We start from the raw sequence: 18,029 nt of genomic DNA, 5'->3' as shown, positions 1-18,029 counted from the left end.
GCCCTGGGTGACCTGGCACGCAACGAACTGGTGCGCTGGGGCGAGGTGGTGAAGAGCGCGCACATCGAAGGCGACTGAGTGTCGATTCCTGGAGGGCTGGTTCGTCGTGAGGAAGAAGGCACCGAGAATCGCGGTGCCGTTCACCTCAACCCACCTCCAGGAGAACCTCCATGCGCCTTGCCCTGTCCTTCGCCGGCCTGCTGATCGCCGCCACCGCCCACGCCGCCCCGGTCACCTACAAGATCGATCCCGACCACACCTTCCCGAGCTTCGAGGCCGACCACATGGGCATCTCGGTGTGGCGCGGCAAGTTCAACAAGAGCAGCGGCACGGCGCACTACGACAAGGCCACCGGCAGCGGCGACCTGGAGATCACCGTGCTGCCGGCCAGTGCCGACTTCGGGCAGGACGCGCTGAACAAGGTGGCCCAGGGCAAGGAGCTGTTCGACGTCAAGAAATTCCCGAAGGCCACCTACAGGGGCAAGTTCGACAAGGTGGTCGGCGGCGTGCCGACCGAAGTGGCCGGCGAGCTGACGCTGCATGGCGTGACCAGGCCGGTGACCCTGAAGCTGAACTGGCTCAAGTGCATCCCGCACCCGATGCTCAAGCGCGACATGTGCGGCGCCGACGCGATCACGACGATCCAGCGCGACCAGTTCGGCATCGACGCCGGCAAGGACTGGCACTTCAACATGGATGTGACGCTGCGCATCCAGGTCGAAGCGGTCGCCACGCAGTGACGTTCTTCAGGGCTTGCTCGACAACGAGCGAGCCATCTCCAGGTGGTGCTGCAGCCCCGGCAAGGTCTTCTGCGCGAAGGCCTTCACGTCGGCATCCTGGGCTTCCTTCGCCGCCTGCTCGAACAGCTTGACCGCGTCCTCGTGCGCCTTCACGCCGAAGGCCTTCACATAGCGCTCGTCGAACTTCGCATCGGCGCCGGCGTCGATCAGCTTCAGCTCGCCCTTCTGCGTGATCGACGGGCCGGTCGGCAGCTCGACCTTCTTGCTCGCGGCGAGCGCCTTCAGCTCGTCGGCCACCTTCGTGTGGTCGTCGATCATCGTCTGCGCGAAGGTCTTCACGTCGGTGCGCTGCGCCTTGGTCTGCGCCAGCTTGCTGGCCTCGATCTCGGCGCTGCCGGCCTGCGCGGCTTCCTTCATGAACGATGCGTCCGAACGGGCGTGCGCAGCGGTGGCGGCCAAGCCGCAGACCGCACCGGCGATCAGCAGCGTGGTGAATCGCCGGGTGGTGAATCGTGTGAGCAGTTTCATCGCGGACTCCTCTTCAGGGACCAATGAGGCTTCCAGTCTGGGAGCCGCCTCGCGCGCCGGCTGTCGGCCCGTTCCGAGTTCGCCGTAGGAGAATGGCGATCATGGTCGATACCCCTGCTTTCGGCATCCACACCATCGACACCGGCTTCCACCGCCCGGCCTTCGATGCCTGCTACCTGGTGGTCGAGAACGGCCGCGGCGCGTTCATCGACACCGGCACCACGCACTCGCTGCCGCGGCTGCTGGCAGCCGTCGAGGCGGCCGGGCTGCAGCGCAGCGCTGTCGACTGGGTCATCGTCACCCACGTGCACCTCGACCATGCCGGCGGCGCCGGTGCGCTGATGCAGGCGCTGCCCGACGCGAAGCTGCTGGCCCACCCGCGCGGCGCACGCCACATGATCGAGCCGCTCGCGCTGCTGAACGGCGCCCGCGCGGTGTACGGCGCGCAGGAGGTGACGCGAGCCTATGGCGAGGTGGTGCCGGTGCCGGCCGGGCGCGTCGTCGAGAGCCATGACGGCATGGTCGTCGAACTCGCCGGCCGGCCGCTGGTGCTGATCGACACGCCGGGGCATGCCCGCCACCACCACTGCATCTGGGACGAGCGCAGCCGCGGTTTCTTCACCGGCGACACCTTCGGCCTGAGCTACCGCGAGTTCGACACCGCGCAGGGCCCGTGGCTGCTGCCGACCACGACGCCGGTGCAGTTCGAGCCCGAGGCGCTGAAGCACTCGGTGCAGCGCATGCTCGGCTACCACCCCGAGCGGCTCTACCTCACGCACTACGGCTGCGTCGAGGGCGTGCCACGGCTCGGCGAGATGATGCTTGCGCAGGTCGACGAGATCGTCGCGCTCGGCGAGCGGCTGCGCCCGCTGCCGGCGGCCGAACGCCACCCCGCGCTGATGGCCGGCCTCGCGGCGCTCTACACGGCACGGCTGCAGCACCTGGGCAGCACCGTGCCGCGCGACGACGCGCTGGCGCTGCTCGCGATGGACCTGGAGCTGAACGCGCAAGGCATCGGCATCTGGCTCGACCGCGCGCGCTGATATCCTCGGCGCCTTCCGATTTGCGCGGGTGCCCCGCGCCGCGCACCATGATCGTCGGCATCGACCTCGGCACGACCAACAGCCTGATCGGCATCTTCCAGGACGGGCGGCCGCAGCTGGTGCGCAACGTGCACGGCGACTTCTCCACGCCGTCGGCGGTCAGCCTCGACGACGAGGGCCGCACGCTGGTCGGCCTGGCGGCCCGCGAGCGCGTCAGCACCCACCCCGACCGCACCGCGCAGGGCTTCAAGCGCTGGATGGGCAGCGACCGCAAGCTGCGGCTCGGCACGCGCGACTTCCGGCCCGAGGAACTGTCGGCGCTGGTGCTGCAATCGCTGAAGGCCGATGCCGAGGCGCTGCTCGGCGCGCCGGTGACCGAGGCCGTGATCACCGTGCCGGCGTACTTCAACGAGGCGCAGCGGCGTGCCACCCGCACCGCCGGCGAACTGGCCGGGCTGACGGTGGAGCGGCTGCTCAACGAGCCGACCGCCGCCGGCCTGGCCTACGGCCTGCAGGAGCGCACCGACCACAGCAGCTTCCTGATCTTCGACCTGGGCGGCGGCACCTTCGACGTCTCGGTGCTGGAGTATTTCGACGGCGTCGTCGAGGTGCGCGCGAGCGCCGGCGACACGCGGCTCGGCGGCGAGGATTTCGTGCAGGCGCTGGGCCGCCTGTTCATCGAGCGCTGCGACGGACTGAAGCCCGCCGAGCGCGAGGCGCTGATGCAGGGCGGCGCCTGGTGGCGTGCCGCCGAGCAGGCCAAGCGCAACCTGAGCGATGCCGACAGCACCGTGATGTCGCTGGTGCACCAGGGCCGGCGCATCGAGTGCGCGATCACGCGGGCGGATTTCGAATCCGCGAGCGCCGAGCTGCTGCAGCGCCTGCGCCGCCCGATCGAGCGCGCGCTGTACGACGCGAAGATCGACGCTGCCGGGCTCGACGAGGTGGTGCTGGTCGGCGGCGCGACGCGCATGCCGATGATCCGCCAGCTGACGACGCGGCTGTTCCAGCGCCTGCCGCTGCGCACCATCGACCCCGACCTCGCGATCGCGCAAGGCGCGGCGGTGCAGGCCGGGCTGAAGGCGCGCGACGCGGCGCTGTCAGAGGTGGTGCTGACCGACGTGATGCCGTACTCGCTGGGCATCGTCGCGTCGCAGCAGGTCGGCGACGCGCTGGTGGCCGACCGCTTCTCGCCGATCATCGAGCGCAACACGCCGGTGCCGGTGTCGCGCACGGGCATCTACTCGACGGTGGTCGACAACCAGAAGAGCATCCGCATCGACATCCGCCAGGGCGAATCGCCGGTCGGTTCCGAGAACCTCGCGCTGGGCGTGCTCGATGTCGACGTGCCGCCCCGCCCGGCCGGCACGGCGACGCTGGAGGTGCGCTTCACCTACGACGCGAACGGCCTGCTCGACGTCGACGCACGCGAGACCGCCAGCGGCCGCATCACCAACACGCTGATCCACAACACCTCGACGCAGATGGACGCCGCAGCGATTGCCTCGGCACTCGAACGGTTGAAGCAGCTGAAGCGCCACCCGCGCGACGAGGACGAGAACCGCTACCTGCTGGAGCGTGCGAAGCGCCTGTACGAAGACCGGCTGGGCGAGCAGCGCACCGCGCTGCAGGCCTGGATGGCGCAGTTCGAGGCGGCGTTGGACACGCAGGACGCGCGCACGGTGCGCACCGCGCGCCAGCAGCTCCGGCAGGCGCTGGACAGCATCGACGGCGGCTTCCGCTTCTGACCGGCGAGGCCACGATGGAGGATTGGCAGGTGCTGGGGCTGGCGGAGCCCACCGACGAGCACGCGTTGATCAAGCGCAGCTACGCCGCACGGCTGAAGGTGACGCGGCCCGACGACGATGCGCTCGCCTACCAGGCGCTGCGCGAGGCCTACGACCGGATGGTCGCGTGGGCGCGACATCAGCAGGCGGTGCGGGCCGAAGCGCAGGTGACGACAGCCGCGCCCGAGTCGGCGCCCGTCGCACCGGTTGCCGCGGAAGTCGCCGTGGCGCCCGCGGAGGCAACTCCCCAGACGGCGGCCAAGGAGCACCTGTCACCCGAAGCGCTGTGCGAACTCGTCGCCCGAACCCTGCCGCTCGGCCCGGCCGCGCTCGATGCGCTGGTGCCGATGCTGCGCCGGCACCTGAACGACCTGCCACTGGGCCAGGAGGCCGAAGCCTCGGCACGCTTTGCCGACCTGGTGCTGCGCACCCCGCTGCTGCCCGCCAGCATGCAGGCGATGCTGCAGGAACATTTCCGCTGGCTGGACGACTTCCGCGTCGATCGGCAGATCGGCTGGGAGCGCACCCATGCGTTGCAGATGGCGCTGGACGGCCTGCACCGGCCGGTGACCGACGAGCACACGCTGCGGCTGCATGCCGACCTCGTGACCCTGCAGGCCCTGCTGGCGCGTGGCCGCCGGTGGTGGGCGTTGGGGCTGGCCACGCTGCTCGGCGTGCCGCTGGAACGGCAGATTCACGCCGCCGGCCCGGCGCTGCTCGCGCGACTGGGCTTCGATCGGGCGCTGCTGGCGCGCCTCGCATCGTTGCTGAAGCAGGGGCGGTGGCTGCGCATGGCCGCCGCGGCCCTGGTGGTGTTCGGTCTCGGCTGCGTGCTGGCGCGCGACCTGGAAGGCGCGCTGTGGGGCACCGGCTTCGTGGTGGCGGCCGGACTGGCGGGGCCGGTGCTGCCGCTGATCGGCTTCGGCCTGGTGTACGGCGTGCGCCGCCACAAGCTGCTGCCCGATGCGTGGGCCGCCCGCTTGCGATGGCACCGCCTGCACCGCTGGTGGCCATGGGTCGGCGTGGCCTCGCTGCTGGCCGCGGCGGCCTGCCTCGAAGCGGCAAGCCGCTTCGAGTTGCCCGGCGCCCTGCTCGCTGGCGTCGGCCTGCTGCTGGCGGGCGTCGGGATGGCGCTGCCGCTGATGATGGAGCAGGCGCTGGTGTCCGCGGGCCTTGCCGCCTACTTCGTGCTGGCGTTCCGGATCAACGACGCGCCGGTCATGCTGCTGGTGCTGGCCTGGGTGCTCGGCGGCATGCAACTGTTCCTGCAACAGGTGTGGTTGCCGTCGCACCAGGACGCCGGCGACCGACTGAATCCGCTGCAGGCGCTCCTGACCTTCACCGCCGGCCTGCCGACCGTGGCCGCATCGATCGCCGAGCACGCCGGGCACCGGCTGGTGCTGACCGCCCTGCTGCTGGCCCTGACGCCGCAGATGATGGGGCGGGCGGTACCGGTGTGGTACGCGATGCCGCTCGCGGTGGGAGCGGTCTCGGCGCTGCTCTTCGTGCAGGGACGGTCGGTCGGACTGGCGCGCCGGCTCGCGCCGCGCGCGCTGGCAGGCAGGGGGCAGCCGGCCTAAACTCGACCGTTTTCGGGAGCCTCCATGAAACCGGTCCAGTTCAACCTGCACGGGCAGGTCATCGTGATCACCGGCGCCTCGCAAGGCATCGGCGCCGCCTGCGCGCAGCGCCTCTCGCGCGACGGCGCGGCGGTGGCGCTGTGGGATGTCGACGATACGCGCGGCGCGGCGCTCGCGGCCAGCCTCGCGGCCGAAGGCCAGCGCGCCCTCTACCTGCACTGCGACGTGTCGAAGAAGGCCGAGGTCGACGCCGCGGTCGCCGGCACGCTGGCCGCCTTCGGCCGCGTCGACGGGCTGGTCAACAACGCCGGCATCTTCAAGGCCGCCGATTTCCTCGAGATCACCGAGGCCGACTGGGACGCGGTGATCGACATCAACCTGAAGGGCTCGTTCCTGGTCGGCCAGGCGGTCGCGCGCGAGATGGTGAAGACCGGCGGCGGCGCGATCGTCAACATGAGTTCGGTCAACAGCGTGATGGCGATCCCGAGCATCGCGAGCTACAACGCGAGCAAGGGCGGCATCAACCAGCTGACGCGCGTGATGGCGCTCTCGCTGGCCGATCGCGGCATCCGCGTCAACGCGGTGGCGCCCGGCACCATCGCGACCGAGCTCGCGAAGAACGCGGTGCTGGGCAGCGAAGAAGCGCGTGCCCGCATCATGAGCCGCACGCCGATGAAGCGGCTCGGCGAGCCGGGCGAGATCGCCGACGTGGCCGCCTTCCTGCTGAGCAGCGCGGCGAGCTACATGACCGGAGAGATCGTCTACGTGGACGGCGGGCGGCTCACGCTGAACTACACGGTGGCGACATGAGCGCGGCGGCAGGCACGGCGAACGCGCCGCTCGAAGGCGGCTGCCTGTGCGGCCGCATCCGCTACCGCGCGTCGCCCGACAAGCGCGAGGGCTACTACTGCCACTGCCGCATGTGCCAGCTGGCCTTCGGCAACACGCGCGTGCCGTTCCTGAACCTGCGGCGCGACCAGGTCGAGTGGCTGACCGAGCCGCCGAAGACCTACGCGTCGTCGAAGTTCGCGCTGCGCGGCTTCTGCGGGAACTGCGGCACGCCGCTGAGCTTCGCGTACGAGGGCTCGCAGCACATGGACCTCTCGGTCGGCAGCCTCGACGACCCGTCGGCGATCACGCCGAAGGATCACTTCGCGATCGAGTCGAAGGTGGCGAACTGGGAGGTCGACGACGGGTTGCCGGGGACGCGGCTGGATGAGCATGTCGCGCTGACAGTGCGCTGGAAGAAGGCGTATGGGGAGGATGTCGTTCCAGGTGTCGGCGCCACGAGGGCTCCCTGATTCGGCTGCGAACGTGGAACTGTCTGCACGCTTCTTGTGACTCAAGCGAACTCAGAAGTCGCGACAGCCACGTCATTCAGCAGCCATGGAAAACACAGCATTCACTCGCTCCGCCCTCACCCGCCCGCTAGAGAACCCGCCCCGCCAAAATGCGTCCGGCACGCATGCAGAATCCTCCGTTGCGTTGCAGCGTGACGGAGCACGACAGACTGTTCACGTCTTGACGAGCAAGCGGTTTTTTGACGGTCACACCGGAAAGAAGGTCAGCTACGAGCTGCCGTCCAACTTTGATCTGCGTGCAAGCAGCCGCACTCTTCAGGACCACTGCATTGGCAGATTCCAAGTTGTTGCGTACACGAGGGAAATGGATGTCTCCGAGGTTTCCGATCAGAACTTGGCAGACGTCCTTGATCAGATTGAGGTAACGAGAGACTCTTTCACCGATCTCAAAGACAGCGGCGTCACCTTGGACACCAGCCGATCCGTCGACCGTTTGAGCGAGTTCATCAAAATGTGCCTTGCAGACACCACCCTCCGCCTGCCAAAGCTTCCCCAGGACAAGGGCAAGTGTCGGAAGCTGGCCGAAGCCATGCAGCAACGAGTTTCGCGTGCCCAGCTGAAGGTGGTCTTCTCACAAAGCCACACCGGCGGCGAATTTCTCCTGGCCAAGTGGACGTACAAGGACCTGCTGGACTGGACGAACATGAAGGACTGACGCGCTCAGGCTTCGTTCATCACCGCGAGGCATTCCTCGATCAGCGCGTGCAGCCGGATCACGCGCTCGTCGCCCAAGCGCTCGTTGAACGCCACCTGCGCCCGCTTCCACTCGCGTCGCGCCTCATCGCGCTTGACGCGCCCCGCCGCGGTGGCCTCGACGACGCGACTGCGGCCGTCTTCGCCCGGCCCGACCGTGACCCAGCCCTGCGCCACCAGCGGCTGCAGGTTGCGCGTCAGCGTGGACGCATCCATCTCCATGTGAGACGCCAGCACGCCCGGCTTCACCGGCCCGAGCGACACCACCTGGGACAGCAGCGAGTACTGCGTCGTCTTCAACCCCGAGTCGGTGACGATGCGGTCGAAGTGCTGGCTGACGCGGCGCGACAGCTGGCGCACCTTCAGGCTGGTGCAGCCGTGGGGGCCCATCGCCTTCGGTTCTGCAACCCTGGAATCCGTCTTCATCGTGGCGCTTGGCATGATCAAACAATTGTAGCTACAATCATTGCAATTGCAACTTTAGGCCCGCCGGGCGACCGATCATGGACACAGCCGCCGTCGATGCTGCCGCGGTGCAGGCCCAGTGGGAAGCCGAGGCCGCCGCGCACCGTGCGCGCCTGCTGCCGCCAGGCGTGGCCCGCCCCGAGCAGGTCGCGGGCCTGAGCGGCCTGCAGTTCTTCCAGGCCATCTTCGACGGCCAGTTGCCCCCGCCGCCGATCGGCGAGACGATGGACTTCCTGCCGATCGAGATGGTGCCCGGCCGCGCGGTGTTCCAGGGCACGCCGCTGCTGCGCCACTACAACCCGCTCGGCACCGTGCACGGCGGCTGGATCGCGACGCTGCTCGATTCGTGCGTCGGCTGCGCGGTGCACACCACGCTGGCCGCCGGCAAGGCCTACACCACCGCCGAACTCAAGATCAACTACGTGCGCGCCGTCACCCACCGCGTGCCGGTGTTGCGCGCCATCGGCAGCGTGATCCACGTCGGCGGCCGCATGGCCACCGCCGAAGGGCGCCTGGTCGGCCCCGACGGCAAGCTGTACGCCCACGCCTCCACCACCTGCTTCATCTTCGACGCTTCCTGAACGGACCACCTTCCATGCGACTCCTCCACACCATGCTGCGCGTCGGCGACCTGCAGCGCTCGATCGACTTCTACACGAACATCATGGGCATGACGCTGCTGCGCCAGTCCGAGAACCCGTCGCAGCACTACTCGCTCGCCTTCCTCGGCTACGGTCCGAACCCGGAGCATGCCGAGCTGGAGCTCACCTACAACCACGGCGTCAGCTCGTACGAGCTCGGCACCGCCTACGGCCACATCGCGATCGCGGTGCCCGATGCGGCGGCGGCCTGCGAGCGCATCCGCGCCGGCGGCGGCAACGTCACGCGCGAGGCCGGCCCGGTCAAGGGCGGCAGCACCGTCATCGCCTTCATCACCGATCCGGACGGCTACAAGGTCGAACTGATCGAACGCCGCTTCGACTGAGCCCGCGCCGAGGAAACCCCATGCTCTCCGAACGCATCTCCGCCTCCCTCGGCCGCCGCGGCATCCACTATGCGTGGGTGATCGCCGCCGTCACCTTCTTCGCGATGCTGACCACCTCGGCCGCGCTCGGCCTGCCGGGCGCGATGATGCAGCCGCTGTCGAAGGAGTTCGGCTGGACCACCGACCAGCTGTCGTCCGTCTTCGCGGTGCGCTTCGCGCTGTTCGGGCTGCTCGGGCCGTTCGCCGCGATCTTCATCGCCCGCTTCGGGCTGCCGCGCATCATGGTGGCCGCCGCCAGCCTCATCGCGGTCGCGATGGTGCTGGCCACCGGCATCACGCAGCTGTGGCAGCTGTTCCTGTTGTGGGGGCTGATGCTCGGCTGCGGCACCGGCCTCACCGCGCTGGTGCTGGGCGCGATGGTCGCGAACCGCTGGTTCACCGCCAACCGCGGGCTGGTGGTCGGCATGTTCGCCGCGAGCACCGCCACCGGTCAGCTGCTCTTCCTGCCGCTCGCGGCCTGGATCATCGAGCACCATGGCTGGCGCTATGCGGTGATCCCGATCTTCATCGCCTGCGTGGTCGTGGTGGCGCTGGTCACCTTCTTCATGCGCAACCACCCGAGCGAGCTGGGGCTGCTGTCGCTCGGCGAGCCCGACGGCACCGCGGTGCCGCCGGTGCCGGCTGCCGCGCCGCTGAACTTCCTCGGCCCGTTCAAGGTGCTGCGCGAGGCGGCGCACAACCGCACGTTCTGGATCCTCGCGGCCAGCTTCTTCATCTGCGGGCTCAGCACCAACGGCCTGCTGCAGACGCATTTCATCTCGCTGTGCAGCGACAACGGGCTGTCGGCCGTGCCGGCGGCCTCGGTGCTGTCGATGATGGGCGCGTTCGACCTGGTGGGCACCACGCTGTCGGGCTACCTGTCCGACCGCTACGACAACCGCAAGCTGCTGTTCTGGTACTACGGGCTGCGCGGGCTGTCGCTGTTCTGGCTGCCCTACTCCACCTTCACGCTGTACGGCCTCGCGACCTTCGCGATGTTCTACGGCCTCGACTGGATCGCGACGGTGCCGCCCACCGTCAAGCTCGCCGCGCAGGAGTTCGGCAAGGAGCGCGCCGGGATGATCTTCGGCTGGGTGTTCGCCTCGCACCAGCTCGGCGCGGCGGTCGCGGCCTACGGCGCGGGGCTCACGCGCACGCTGCTGCTCACCTACAACCCGGCGCTGTTCGCGGCCGGCGCGGCCTGCCTGGTGGCGGCCGTGTCGGTGCTGCTGATCCGGCGGCAGGCAACAGCAGTCGCTGCCTTGAAGACGGCATAGAAGCTTCATGCCCTTGTCATGAACGCTTTCCACAGTGGCGGGCTTTGCACCACCACTCCGGAAGCCGTTCATGAGCATCGACACCTCACGCCGCCAGTTCATCCGCGATGTCGCCCTCGGCACCGTTGCCGTCGGCGGCGGGTTGGGCCTCGCGGGCTGCGGCGGCAGCGATGACAGCCCCTCGGCGGCCGACGCCGGTGCCGGCATCGAGTTCAAGCACGGCGTCGCCAGCGGCGACCCGCTGAGCGATCGCGTGATCCTGTGGACCCGTGCAACACCGTCCACCGATGCGACGCTGCAGCTGAACTGGGAGCTCGCAAGCGACAGCCAGTTCGCGAGCATCGTCAAGTCGGGCACCGTCGCGACCAGCGCGGCGAAGGACTACACCGCCCAGGTCGACGTCACCGGCCTGGCCGCCAACACCGTCTACCACTACCGCTTCTCGATCGGCAGCCAGCGCTCGGCCACCGGCCGCACGAAGACGCTCCCGGTGGGCAGCGTGTCGCAGGTGCGGCTCGCGGTGTTCTCGTGCTCCAACTACCCGGCCGGCTACTTCAACGTCTATGCCGAGGCCGCCAAGCGGAACGATGTCGACGCCGCGCTGCACCTGGGCGACTACATCTACGAGTACGACAGCAAAGGCTATGCGACCGGCGATGCCGCCACGCTGAATCGCATCCCCGACCCGGCCAACGAGACCCTGACGCTCGCCGACTACCGCCGCCGCTACGCGCAGTACCGCACCGATGCCGACCTGCAGGCGCTGCACGCCGCGATGCCGATGATCGCTGTGTGGGACGACCACGAGATCGCCAACGACACCTGGACCGGTGGCGCCGAGAACCACGACCCTGCCACCGAAGGCAGCTTCAGCGTGCGCCGCGCGGCCGCGATCCAGGCTTACCTGGAGTGGATCCCGATCCGCCTGCCCGATGCGAGCAAGCCGGACCAGATCTACCGCTCGTTCGATTTCGGCACGCTGCTGTCGCTGCACATGCTGGACACGCGCCAGGTCGGCCGCGACCAGCAGCTGAGCTATGCGAACTACATCACCGCGTCGGGCTTCGACGCCGCAGGCTTCACCAGCGCGGTCGGCAACCCGGCGCGCCAGCTGATGGGCGCGACGCAGACGACCTGGCTGCAGTCGAAGATGCAGGCTTCGGCCGCCACCTGGCAGGTGCTGGGCCAGCAGGTGCTGATGGCGCGCATGAACGTGCCGGCACCGATCGTCACGCAGCAGATCAGCGTCGCGGCCTACGGCGCGATCGCGACGAAGGCGGCCACCGCGCCAGCCACCTTGACGCCGACCGAGCAGGCCATCCTCGCGCAGCCGGCCATCCCGTACAACCTCGACGCCTGGGACGGCTATGCCGCGGCGCGCGAGACGGTGCTGGGCATGGCGCGCGCGCTCGACAAGAACCTGGTCTCGCTGGCCGGCGACACGCACAACGCGTGGGCCAGCGACCTGAAGGACCTGTCGGGCAACGCGGTGGGTGTGGAGTTCGCGACCTCGTCGGTGACTTCGCCCGGCTTCGAGACGATCTTCACGACCGAGGAGCCGACCGCGTTCGCGGCGGCGCTGACGCAGCTGATCGGGCCGCTGCAGTACGCGCAGACCAGCCTGCGCGGCTACATGGTGCTGAACGTGACGCCGACCGAGGCGCGTGCCGACTGGGTGTTCGTCGACACGATCCTCAAGCGCGACTACGTGGCCAGCACCGGGCGCAGCCTGCGCACGCTGCCGGGTAGCGCGAACCGCAAGCTGGTCGACGTCTGATCAGGCGCGCAGCGCGCTGGCTTCCTTGGCCAGCGCGGTGATGCGCCCCCAGTCCTTCGCCTTCACCGCATCCGCCGGCGTCAGCCACGAGCCGCCGCACACCTTGACGTTCGGCAGCGCCAGGAACTGCGGCGCGGTCTCCAACGTGATGCCGCCGGTCGGGCAGAACACCACGTCGGTGAACGGCCCGGCCAGCGCCTTCAGCATCGGGATGCCGCCGGCCTGCATCGCCGGGAAGAACTTCAGGAAGAAATAGCCGTCGGCATTGGCCTGCATCACCTCGCTGCCGGTGGCGGTGCCGGGCAGCAGCGGCAGCCCGATCTCGCGGCAGGCGCGGCCGATCTCGCTGGTGTAGCCCGGGCTCACGGCAAACCTGCAGCCGGCGTCCAGCGCCGCCTTCGCATCAGCCACGCTGCGCACCGTGCCGGCGCCGAGGATGGCCTCGGGCACCTCTCTCGCGATCGCCTCCATGCACTGCAGCGCCACCGGCGTGCGCAGCGTCACTTCGAGCACCTTGACGCCGCCTTCCACCAGCGCACGGGCCATCGGCACCGCGTCTTCCAGCTGGTTGATGACGATCACCGGGATCACCGGGCCGTGGCCGGCCAGTTCGAGCGTGTTCATGCGGGGTTCTCTGCTTGGAAGTTGAAAGATCGGCTCAAAGCCAGGTGACGGCGCCCTGCTCGGCGCTCAGCACATTGCGGCGCATGCCGCCGAACAGGTCGCGGCCCAGGTCGTGGGCGTTGTTCTCCTGCTGCTGCGCGTCGATCTGCGCGACCTCGCGGGCCGCCCATTCTGCGTCAGGCACCAGCGCCTGCAGCGTGCCGGCCACCGCATCGAGCCGGATGATGTCGCCGTTGCGCACCTTGCCGAGCGGCCCGTTCGCGAGCACCTCGGGGCTCACGTGGATCGCCGCCGGCACCTTGCCCGACGCACCGCTCATGCGCCCGTCGGTGACCAGCGCCACCTTGAAGCCCTTGCCCTGCGCCACCGCGAGCGGCGGCGTCAGCTTGTGCAGCTCGGGCATGCCGTTCGCACGCGGCCCCTGGAAGCGCACGACCGCGATGAAATCGCGCTCCAGCTCGCCGGCCTTGAAGGCGGCGAGCAACTCTTCCTGGGCATTGAAGACCAGCGCCGGCGCCTCGACGATGTGACGGTCTTCGGGCACCGCCGAGATCTTGATCACCGCACGGCCGAGGTTGCCGGTCAGGAGCTTCAGGCCACCCGACGGGCTGAACGGCGCGGCCGCGGTGCGCACCACGCTGTCGTCGCCGCTCTGCGCCGGCAGCGCCGACCAGGTCAGGCGCTCGCCATCACCTTGCGGCTGCGTGCCGTAGGCCGCGATGCCGCCCTCGGCCACCGCAGCGACATCGGCATGCATGTAGCCCGCATCGAGCAGCTCGCGGATCACGAAGCCCGGCCCGCCGGCCGACTGGAACTGGTTCACGTCGGCACTGCCGTTCGGGTACACGCGCGCCAGCAGCGGCGTCGCATGCGAGAGGTCGGAGAAATCGGTCCAGTCGATCAGGATGCCGGCCGCGCGCGCCACCGCCACCCAGTGGATCAGGTGGTTGGTCGAACCGCCGGTGGCCAGCAGCGCGACCATCGCGTTGACGATCACGCGCTCGTCGACCAGCCGGCCGATCGGCGTGTAGCGCCCGCCGCCGTGCGTGATCGCCAGCGCGGCGCGCACCGCCTCGCGCGTCAGCGCCTCGCGCAGCTGCGCATGCGGGTGCACGAAGGCGGCGCCGGGCACGTGCAGGCCCATCGCCTCGAGCAGCATCTGGTTGCTGTTGGCCGTGCCGTAGAAGGTGCAGGTGCCGGCGCCGTGGTACGCGGCCGATTCGGCCTCGAGCAGCTGGTCGCGGCCGACCAGGCCTTGCGCGTACTTTTCGCGCACCTTCGATTTCTCGGTGTTCGACAGGCCGGTGCCCATCGGCCCGGCCGGCACGAACACGCACGGCAGGTGGCCGAAGTGCAGCGCGCCGATCAGCAGCCCCGGCACGATCTTGTCGCACACGCCGAGCAGCAGCGCGGCATCGAACACATCGTGCGTCAGCGCCACCGCGGTGCCCATCGCGATGGTGTCGCGCGAGAACAGGCTCAGCTCCATGCCGGGCAGGCCCTGCGTCACGCCGTCGCACATCGCCGGCACGCCACCCGCCACCTGCACCGTCGCGCCGTGGCGGTGCGCCTCGTTGCGGATGATGTCGGGGAAGCGCTCGTAGGGCTGGTGCGCCGACAGCATGTCGTTGTACGAGGTGACGATGCCCAGGTGCGGCGAGCGCTGCGCCACCACCTTGAACTTGTCGTTGGCCGGCAGCGCGGCAAAGGCATGCGCGACATTGGCGCAGCCCATGCGGTCGGAGCCGCGCTGGCGCATCGCCAGCTTGTCGATGCGCGCCAGGTAGGCGGTGCGCGTCGGGGCGCTGCGCTCGCGGATGCGGTGGGTGACTTCCTGCAGGACTTGTTTCATGGGCGGCACCTCGCGGCCGGGGTCGTAACCAGGCTTTTGAGTATCGCGTAACCAAGTTACATCGTCAATTCAAGATGATTTCAGGATGATCTCGCGATCGGCTCAGCCACCGCCCGGCGCGGCGTGTTGCCGGGCGCGTTCCAGCAAGGCGTTGCACCCCTCGCCCGACGGCTGCCGCTCGCCCATGTCGACCAGCGGGATCAGCGCCGCCAGCGGATTCAACAGCCCGAGCAGCACGCTGGTGCCCACCTTGCGCGCGAGCGGTGCCTTCTCGAGCGAGATCTTCGGATCGCTGAAGCTGCCCTGCACGCGCAGCGGCGTGCGCAGCGCGAGCGGGCTGAAATCCTTCGGCGTGACGACGGCGCGCAGGTCCATGTTCTCTTCGGCGAGCGACAAGGTGCCGTCGGCCCAGATGGTCGAGTCTCGGGTGTCGATCACCATCGCGCGCGGCCGCAGCACGCCCTTCTTCGCCTGCAGGTCGACGAGCGCGCAGTCGATCGTCAGCAGCTCGTCGCCCTTGGCCAGCACGCCCAGCGCCTGCGCCAGGTCCAACCCGGCTCCTTCGATCGCCAGGTGCGACACCTTGCCCTCGACGATGCGCGTGACCACGGTGCCGTCGAGGCTGCCGAGGATCTCGGCGGTCGAACGGCCCTGCCCCTTCAGCTTCGCCTGGCCGATCAGCCGCCCGGTGACGTACGGCGGCTTGTCGGCGGGCCGGCCCTGGTTCAGCCAGCGCTCCAGCCGCACGCCGCTCCAGCGCAGGTCGCTGTCCCACAGCGCGAGCTTCGGCTTGCCGTCGAGCGAGACCGCGCCCGCCAGGCTGCCGTCGGCGGTGCGCGCCACCAGGTCGGCGATCGCGAGCTTGCCGTCGGCGAGTGTCAGGTGCGCACGCAGCGGCTCCAGCGGCAGCGCGAAGATGCGGCCCAGCTCAGCGCGGTCGAAGGCCAGCACCACGTTCGCATCCATCGCGCTCAGCGACGGCAGGTCGAACGCGCGGTTCGGCAGCACCCGGTCGCCGGGGCGCTTCGGCGGCTTCTGCTCGGGCGCGACGGCGGGTACCGGCTCGGGCCCGACGCCGATGCTGGGCAGCAGATCGGCCAGCAGCAGCCGCGGCCCGGAGACCCGGCCCGACAGCCGCGGCACCTTCGGCCGCCGGTCGTAGGTCAACGCCGCATTCAGCCGGCTGTTGCCGACCGTCGCGTCGTCGACCAGCACGTTCCACACCTCGCCGCGCTTCGCGACACGGCCGTCGATCTCGAACGGCCCGGTGGTCGGCAGCGTGACGCCCAGCGGATCGCCGACTGCCGACAGCGACGGGCCGCTGACGCGCACGCGGCCGGTCATGCCCTCGAGCTTCAGCACGTCGGTCACCGTGCCCTGGAAACGGAATCCGGCACGACCGGCGTCGATGCGCAACGCCACCGGCACCGGCGGCGCGTCGTCGTCGCTGACCAGCAGCGGCATCACGCCGATCGAGCGCAGGCGGCCTTCGACCGGGAAACCGCCGTAGGTGCCCTTCGCGCGCACGACGAGGCCGGTGAGCGAGCGAGGGGCCGAGGCCGCATCGGCCGGCAGCGGCGCTGCCGTGTCCTGGTCGGCCAGGCGTATTTCAGCGCGGAGATCGGCCCTCAACGGGGCATCGACGACGGTCAGCTGGCCGTCGGTCACCGACAGCGAGCGCACGCGCGGCAGCCGCGTGCCCTTCTCCTGCTGGGCCTTCGGCTCGCCGAACTGCCATGACGCCATGCCGTCGGCGCGGCGCTCGGCGTGCACGATCAGGCGGTCGGCATGCAACCGCTTGATGTCCAGCGCATCGCCCCGGTGTGCACGCCACAGTGCCGCATACGAGACGCGCAGCTGCGCGTTCTCGGCATGCAGGAAGTACGGATCCTTGCTCCACGCGGCGCTGCCGATCTCCAGCATCGGGATGTCGATGCGCAAGCCGCCGAGCAGACGGACGCGGCCGTGGTCAGGCCCGTCGGCGAGCCGGACATCGCGCTTCAGCGTGTCGGCCAGCAACCGCTGCGCCGGGCCGACGAGGAACGGCCAGCCGAGGGCTTCGCACGCGACGAACGCCACCAGCACGGCGCCGGCGAGGCCGAGCAGGCTCCACGACCATGCGCGACGCCGCGACACGGGATCAATCGCCGATGAGCGAGCGCTGGTGCGAGACCGGCGGGCGCGACGGGTTGCTGACGACCTCGTGGTCGCCGAGGCCGATCGGCCGCCCGGCGACGGCCGAAGCGGCCATCGCGAGCAGGCGGATCATCCGGCTGCTGTTCGCATCCCAGTACTCGGCGATGTCGGTGTCGACGCGCAGCAGCACCAGGTCCGGGTCGTCCTTGCCCTGCGGGAACCACGGCTTCGCGGCGGCGGTCCAGAGCTCGTCGATGCGGGCGCGGTCGTTGACGATCGCGGCCTGGCCGCTGATCGACACGTAGGTCGCGTCGCCTTCATCGGTGAAGGCCAGGTTGACGCGGTCGAGCTGGTGCACCTTGGCCGAGCGCTCGCTGGTGAAGAACCAGAAGCTGCCGTCGCGATCGACCTCGAGCGCGGCCATCGGGCGGCCGAGCAGCCGGCCATCGGCGGCCTGGGTGGTCAGCATCGCGATGTCGATGCCTTCCACCAGGTCGACGATCTTCTTCAGGTTCTCGTGACGTTGCGGATGGATCTTCATGGCGCGGCCCCTGCTTGAACGGATTCGTTCGAGCTTAGGCTGCCGCAGTGGCAGCCCCTATCGGCGAGGGCCGCCACGGCATGTGCGCGATGTCCTACCCGAGCATCTATTGCAGGCGCAGCTCGACGCGCCGCGCCGCCTTCGGGTCGCCGTCGCCGGTGGTCACGGCCGGCTTGCTGAGCTGCAGGTGGTCGGCGGTGACGCCGTTCGCCTCCAGCGCATGTTGCACGCGCTGGGCCCGGCGCTTCGCCAGGTCGGCATTCGCGGCCGCATCGCCGCTCGCGTCGTGGAAGCCGGAGATCAGCACGGTGCCGCCGCTCGAGCGGGCCGCCTCGGCCACGCGGTTCAGCACGTCGATGGCATCGGCCGGCAGGCTGTCCTGGCCGACCTCGAAGTAGATGCGCTCGACCGCGGAGGTCTCGGCCGGGGTCGTCGCGGATGCGGTGGAGGGGCCGGCCGCCTTCGGCGCATGCAGCACACGCGAGGCGGCCAGCCCGATGACCCCGGCCACCACCAGCGCCACCACGAAGGCCACTGCGCCCAGCGCGTACTTCTGCACGTCGTCGTCTTGGTCACTCATCGCCAGCTCCCGGCTGAAGAA

At 69.6% G+C, this 18,029-nt stretch carries 18 protein-coding genes; 11 read left to right on the top strand and 7 right to left on the bottom strand.

Annotated elements, in window-relative coordinates; all coding sequences use genetic code 11:
• The first annotated feature begins 170 nt into the window (after positions 1-170).
• Positions 171-740, top strand: coding sequence for a YceI family protein (locus tag AC1D1T_RS10185; RefSeq protein WP_477825284.1), 570 nt, complete (start codon positions 171-173; stop codon positions 738-740).
• A gap of 6 nt (positions 741-746) precedes the next feature.
• Here the strand turns inward: AC1D1T_RS10185 and AC1D1T_RS10180 are convergent, their stop codons facing one another.
• A complete protein-coding gene (locus AC1D1T_RS10180) occupies positions 747-1,268 on the bottom strand; it encodes a DUF4142 domain-containing protein (protein WP_477991840.1) in 522 nt (173 codons plus the stop codon).
• A gap of 101 nt (positions 1,269-1,369) precedes the next feature.
• Here AC1D1T_RS10180 and AC1D1T_RS10175 point away from each other — a divergent pair, with 101 nt between their 5' ends.
• The 6 genes from AC1D1T_RS10175 to AC1D1T_RS10150 all read left to right on the top strand — a co-directional run bounded on the left by AC1D1T_RS10175 (position 1,370) and on the right by AC1D1T_RS10150 (position 7,694).
• Positions 1,370-2,311 (top strand): MBL fold metallo-hydrolase, encoded by a 942-nt coding sequence (locus tag AC1D1T_RS10175; RefSeq protein WP_477825286.1) that lies wholly within the window; start codon positions 1,370-1,372, stop codon positions 2,309-2,311.
• A gap of 47 nt (positions 2,312-2,358) precedes the next feature.
• Positions 2,359-4,059, top strand: coding sequence for an Hsp70 family protein (locus AC1D1T_RS10170; RefSeq protein ID WP_477825287.1), 1,701 nt, complete (start codon positions 2,359-2,361; stop codon positions 4,057-4,059).
• Between the two features lie 14 nt (positions 4,060-4,073).
• Positions 4,074-5,678: a hypothetical protein gene (locus AC1D1T_RS10165; RefSeq protein WP_477991839.1), complete on the top strand. Its 1,605-nt coding sequence runs from the start codon at positions 4,074-4,076 to the stop codon at positions 5,676-5,678.
• 24 nt (positions 5,679-5,702) lie between these two features.
• Positions 5,703-6,488 carry an SDR family NAD(P)-dependent oxidoreductase gene (locus AC1D1T_RS10160; RefSeq protein ID WP_477843541.1) on the top strand — a complete coding sequence of 262 codons (786 nt, stop codon included), beginning with the start codon at positions 5,703-5,705 and terminating at the stop codon, positions 6,486-6,488.
• Entirely contained in the window at positions 6,485-6,979 is a 495-nt protein-coding gene (locus AC1D1T_RS10155; RefSeq protein WP_477825290.1) for a GFA family protein, read from the top strand. The genes AC1D1T_RS10160 and AC1D1T_RS10155 overlap by 4 nt, the downstream gene beginning before the upstream one ends.
• A gap of 85 nt (positions 6,980-7,064) precedes the next feature.
• Positions 7,065-7,694 carry a hypothetical protein gene (locus AC1D1T_RS10150; protein ID WP_477991838.1) on the top strand — a complete coding sequence of 210 codons (630 nt, stop codon included), beginning with the start codon at positions 7,065-7,067 and terminating at the stop codon, positions 7,692-7,694.
• A 5-nt stretch (positions 7,695-7,699) separates the two neighbouring features.
• Here the strand turns inward: AC1D1T_RS10150 and AC1D1T_RS10145 are convergent, their stop codons facing one another.
• Positions 7,700-8,158 (bottom strand): MarR family winged helix-turn-helix transcriptional regulator, encoded by a 459-nt coding sequence (locus AC1D1T_RS10145; protein ID WP_477825292.1) that lies wholly within the window; start codon positions 8,156-8,158, stop codon positions 7,700-7,702.
• A 77-nt stretch (positions 8,159-8,235) separates the two neighbouring features.
• Between AC1D1T_RS10145 and AC1D1T_RS10140 the strand changes: the two genes are divergently transcribed.
• The 4 genes from AC1D1T_RS10140 to AC1D1T_RS10125 all read left to right on the top strand — a co-directional run bounded on the left by AC1D1T_RS10140 (position 8,236) and on the right by AC1D1T_RS10125 (position 12,275).
• Positions 8,236-8,778: a PaaI family thioesterase gene (locus AC1D1T_RS10140; RefSeq protein ID WP_047590100.1), complete on the top strand. Its 543-nt coding sequence runs from the start codon at positions 8,236-8,238 to the stop codon at positions 8,776-8,778.
• A 14-nt stretch (positions 8,779-8,792) separates the two neighbouring features.
• Positions 8,793-9,182 carry a lactoylglutathione lyase gene (gene gloA / locus AC1D1T_RS10135; RefSeq protein WP_047504550.1) on the top strand — a complete coding sequence of 130 codons (390 nt, stop codon included), beginning with the start codon at positions 8,793-8,795 and terminating at the stop codon, positions 9,180-9,182.
• A gap of 20 nt (positions 9,183-9,202) precedes the next feature.
• Complete coding sequence (locus AC1D1T_RS10130) at positions 9,203-10,498, top strand: MFS transporter (protein WP_477825294.1); 1,296 nt, start codon at positions 9,203-9,205, stop codon at positions 10,496-10,498.
• 70 nt (positions 10,499-10,568) lie between these two features.
• Positions 10,569-12,275 carry an alkaline phosphatase D family protein gene (locus AC1D1T_RS10125; protein ID WP_477825295.1) on the top strand — a complete coding sequence of 569 codons (1,707 nt, stop codon included), beginning with the start codon at positions 10,569-10,571 and terminating at the stop codon, positions 12,273-12,275.
• Here the strand turns inward: AC1D1T_RS10125 and eda are convergent, their stop codons facing one another.
• The 5 genes from eda to AC1D1T_RS10100 all read right to left on the bottom strand — a co-directional run bounded on the left by eda (position 12,276) and on the right by AC1D1T_RS10100 (position 18,008).
• The gene (eda, locus tag AC1D1T_RS10120; protein WP_465111824.1) at positions 12,276-12,899 is read right to left on the bottom strand and encodes a bifunctional 4-hydroxy-2-oxoglutarate aldolase/2-dehydro-3-deoxy-phosphogluconate aldolase; all 624 of its coding nucleotides are present in this window, start codon (positions 12,897-12,899) and stop codon (positions 12,276-12,278) included. It abuts the gene before it with no gap.
• A 34-nt stretch (positions 12,900-12,933) separates the two neighbouring features.
• Complete coding sequence (gene edd, locus AC1D1T_RS10115) at positions 12,934-14,751, bottom strand: phosphogluconate dehydratase (RefSeq protein ID WP_047504562.1); 1,818 nt, start codon at positions 14,749-14,751, stop codon at positions 12,934-12,936.
• A gap of 102 nt (positions 14,752-14,853) precedes the next feature.
• Positions 14,854-16,887 (bottom strand): AsmA family protein, encoded by a 2,034-nt coding sequence (locus AC1D1T_RS10110; protein WP_477991837.1) that lies wholly within the window; start codon positions 16,885-16,887, stop codon positions 14,854-14,856.
• Between the two features lie 4 nt (positions 16,888-16,891).
• Positions 16,892-17,428, bottom strand: a complete 537-nt coding sequence (locus AC1D1T_RS10105; protein WP_477826225.1) for a pyridoxamine 5'-phosphate oxidase family protein — start codon at positions 17,426-17,428, stop codon at positions 16,892-16,894.
• A gap of 106 nt (positions 17,429-17,534) precedes the next feature.
• Entirely contained in the window at positions 17,535-18,008 is a 474-nt protein-coding gene (locus AC1D1T_RS10100) for an OmpA family protein (RefSeq protein WP_477826224.1), read from the bottom strand.
• Positions 18,009-18,029 lie beyond the last annotated feature (21 nt).

It is taken from the genome of Rhizobacter sp. P2_H3 (genome assembly GCF_056403355.1).
The sequence above is the reverse complement of the archived record's forward strand: the minus strand, read 5'-3'. Positions and strand labels throughout refer to the sequence as shown.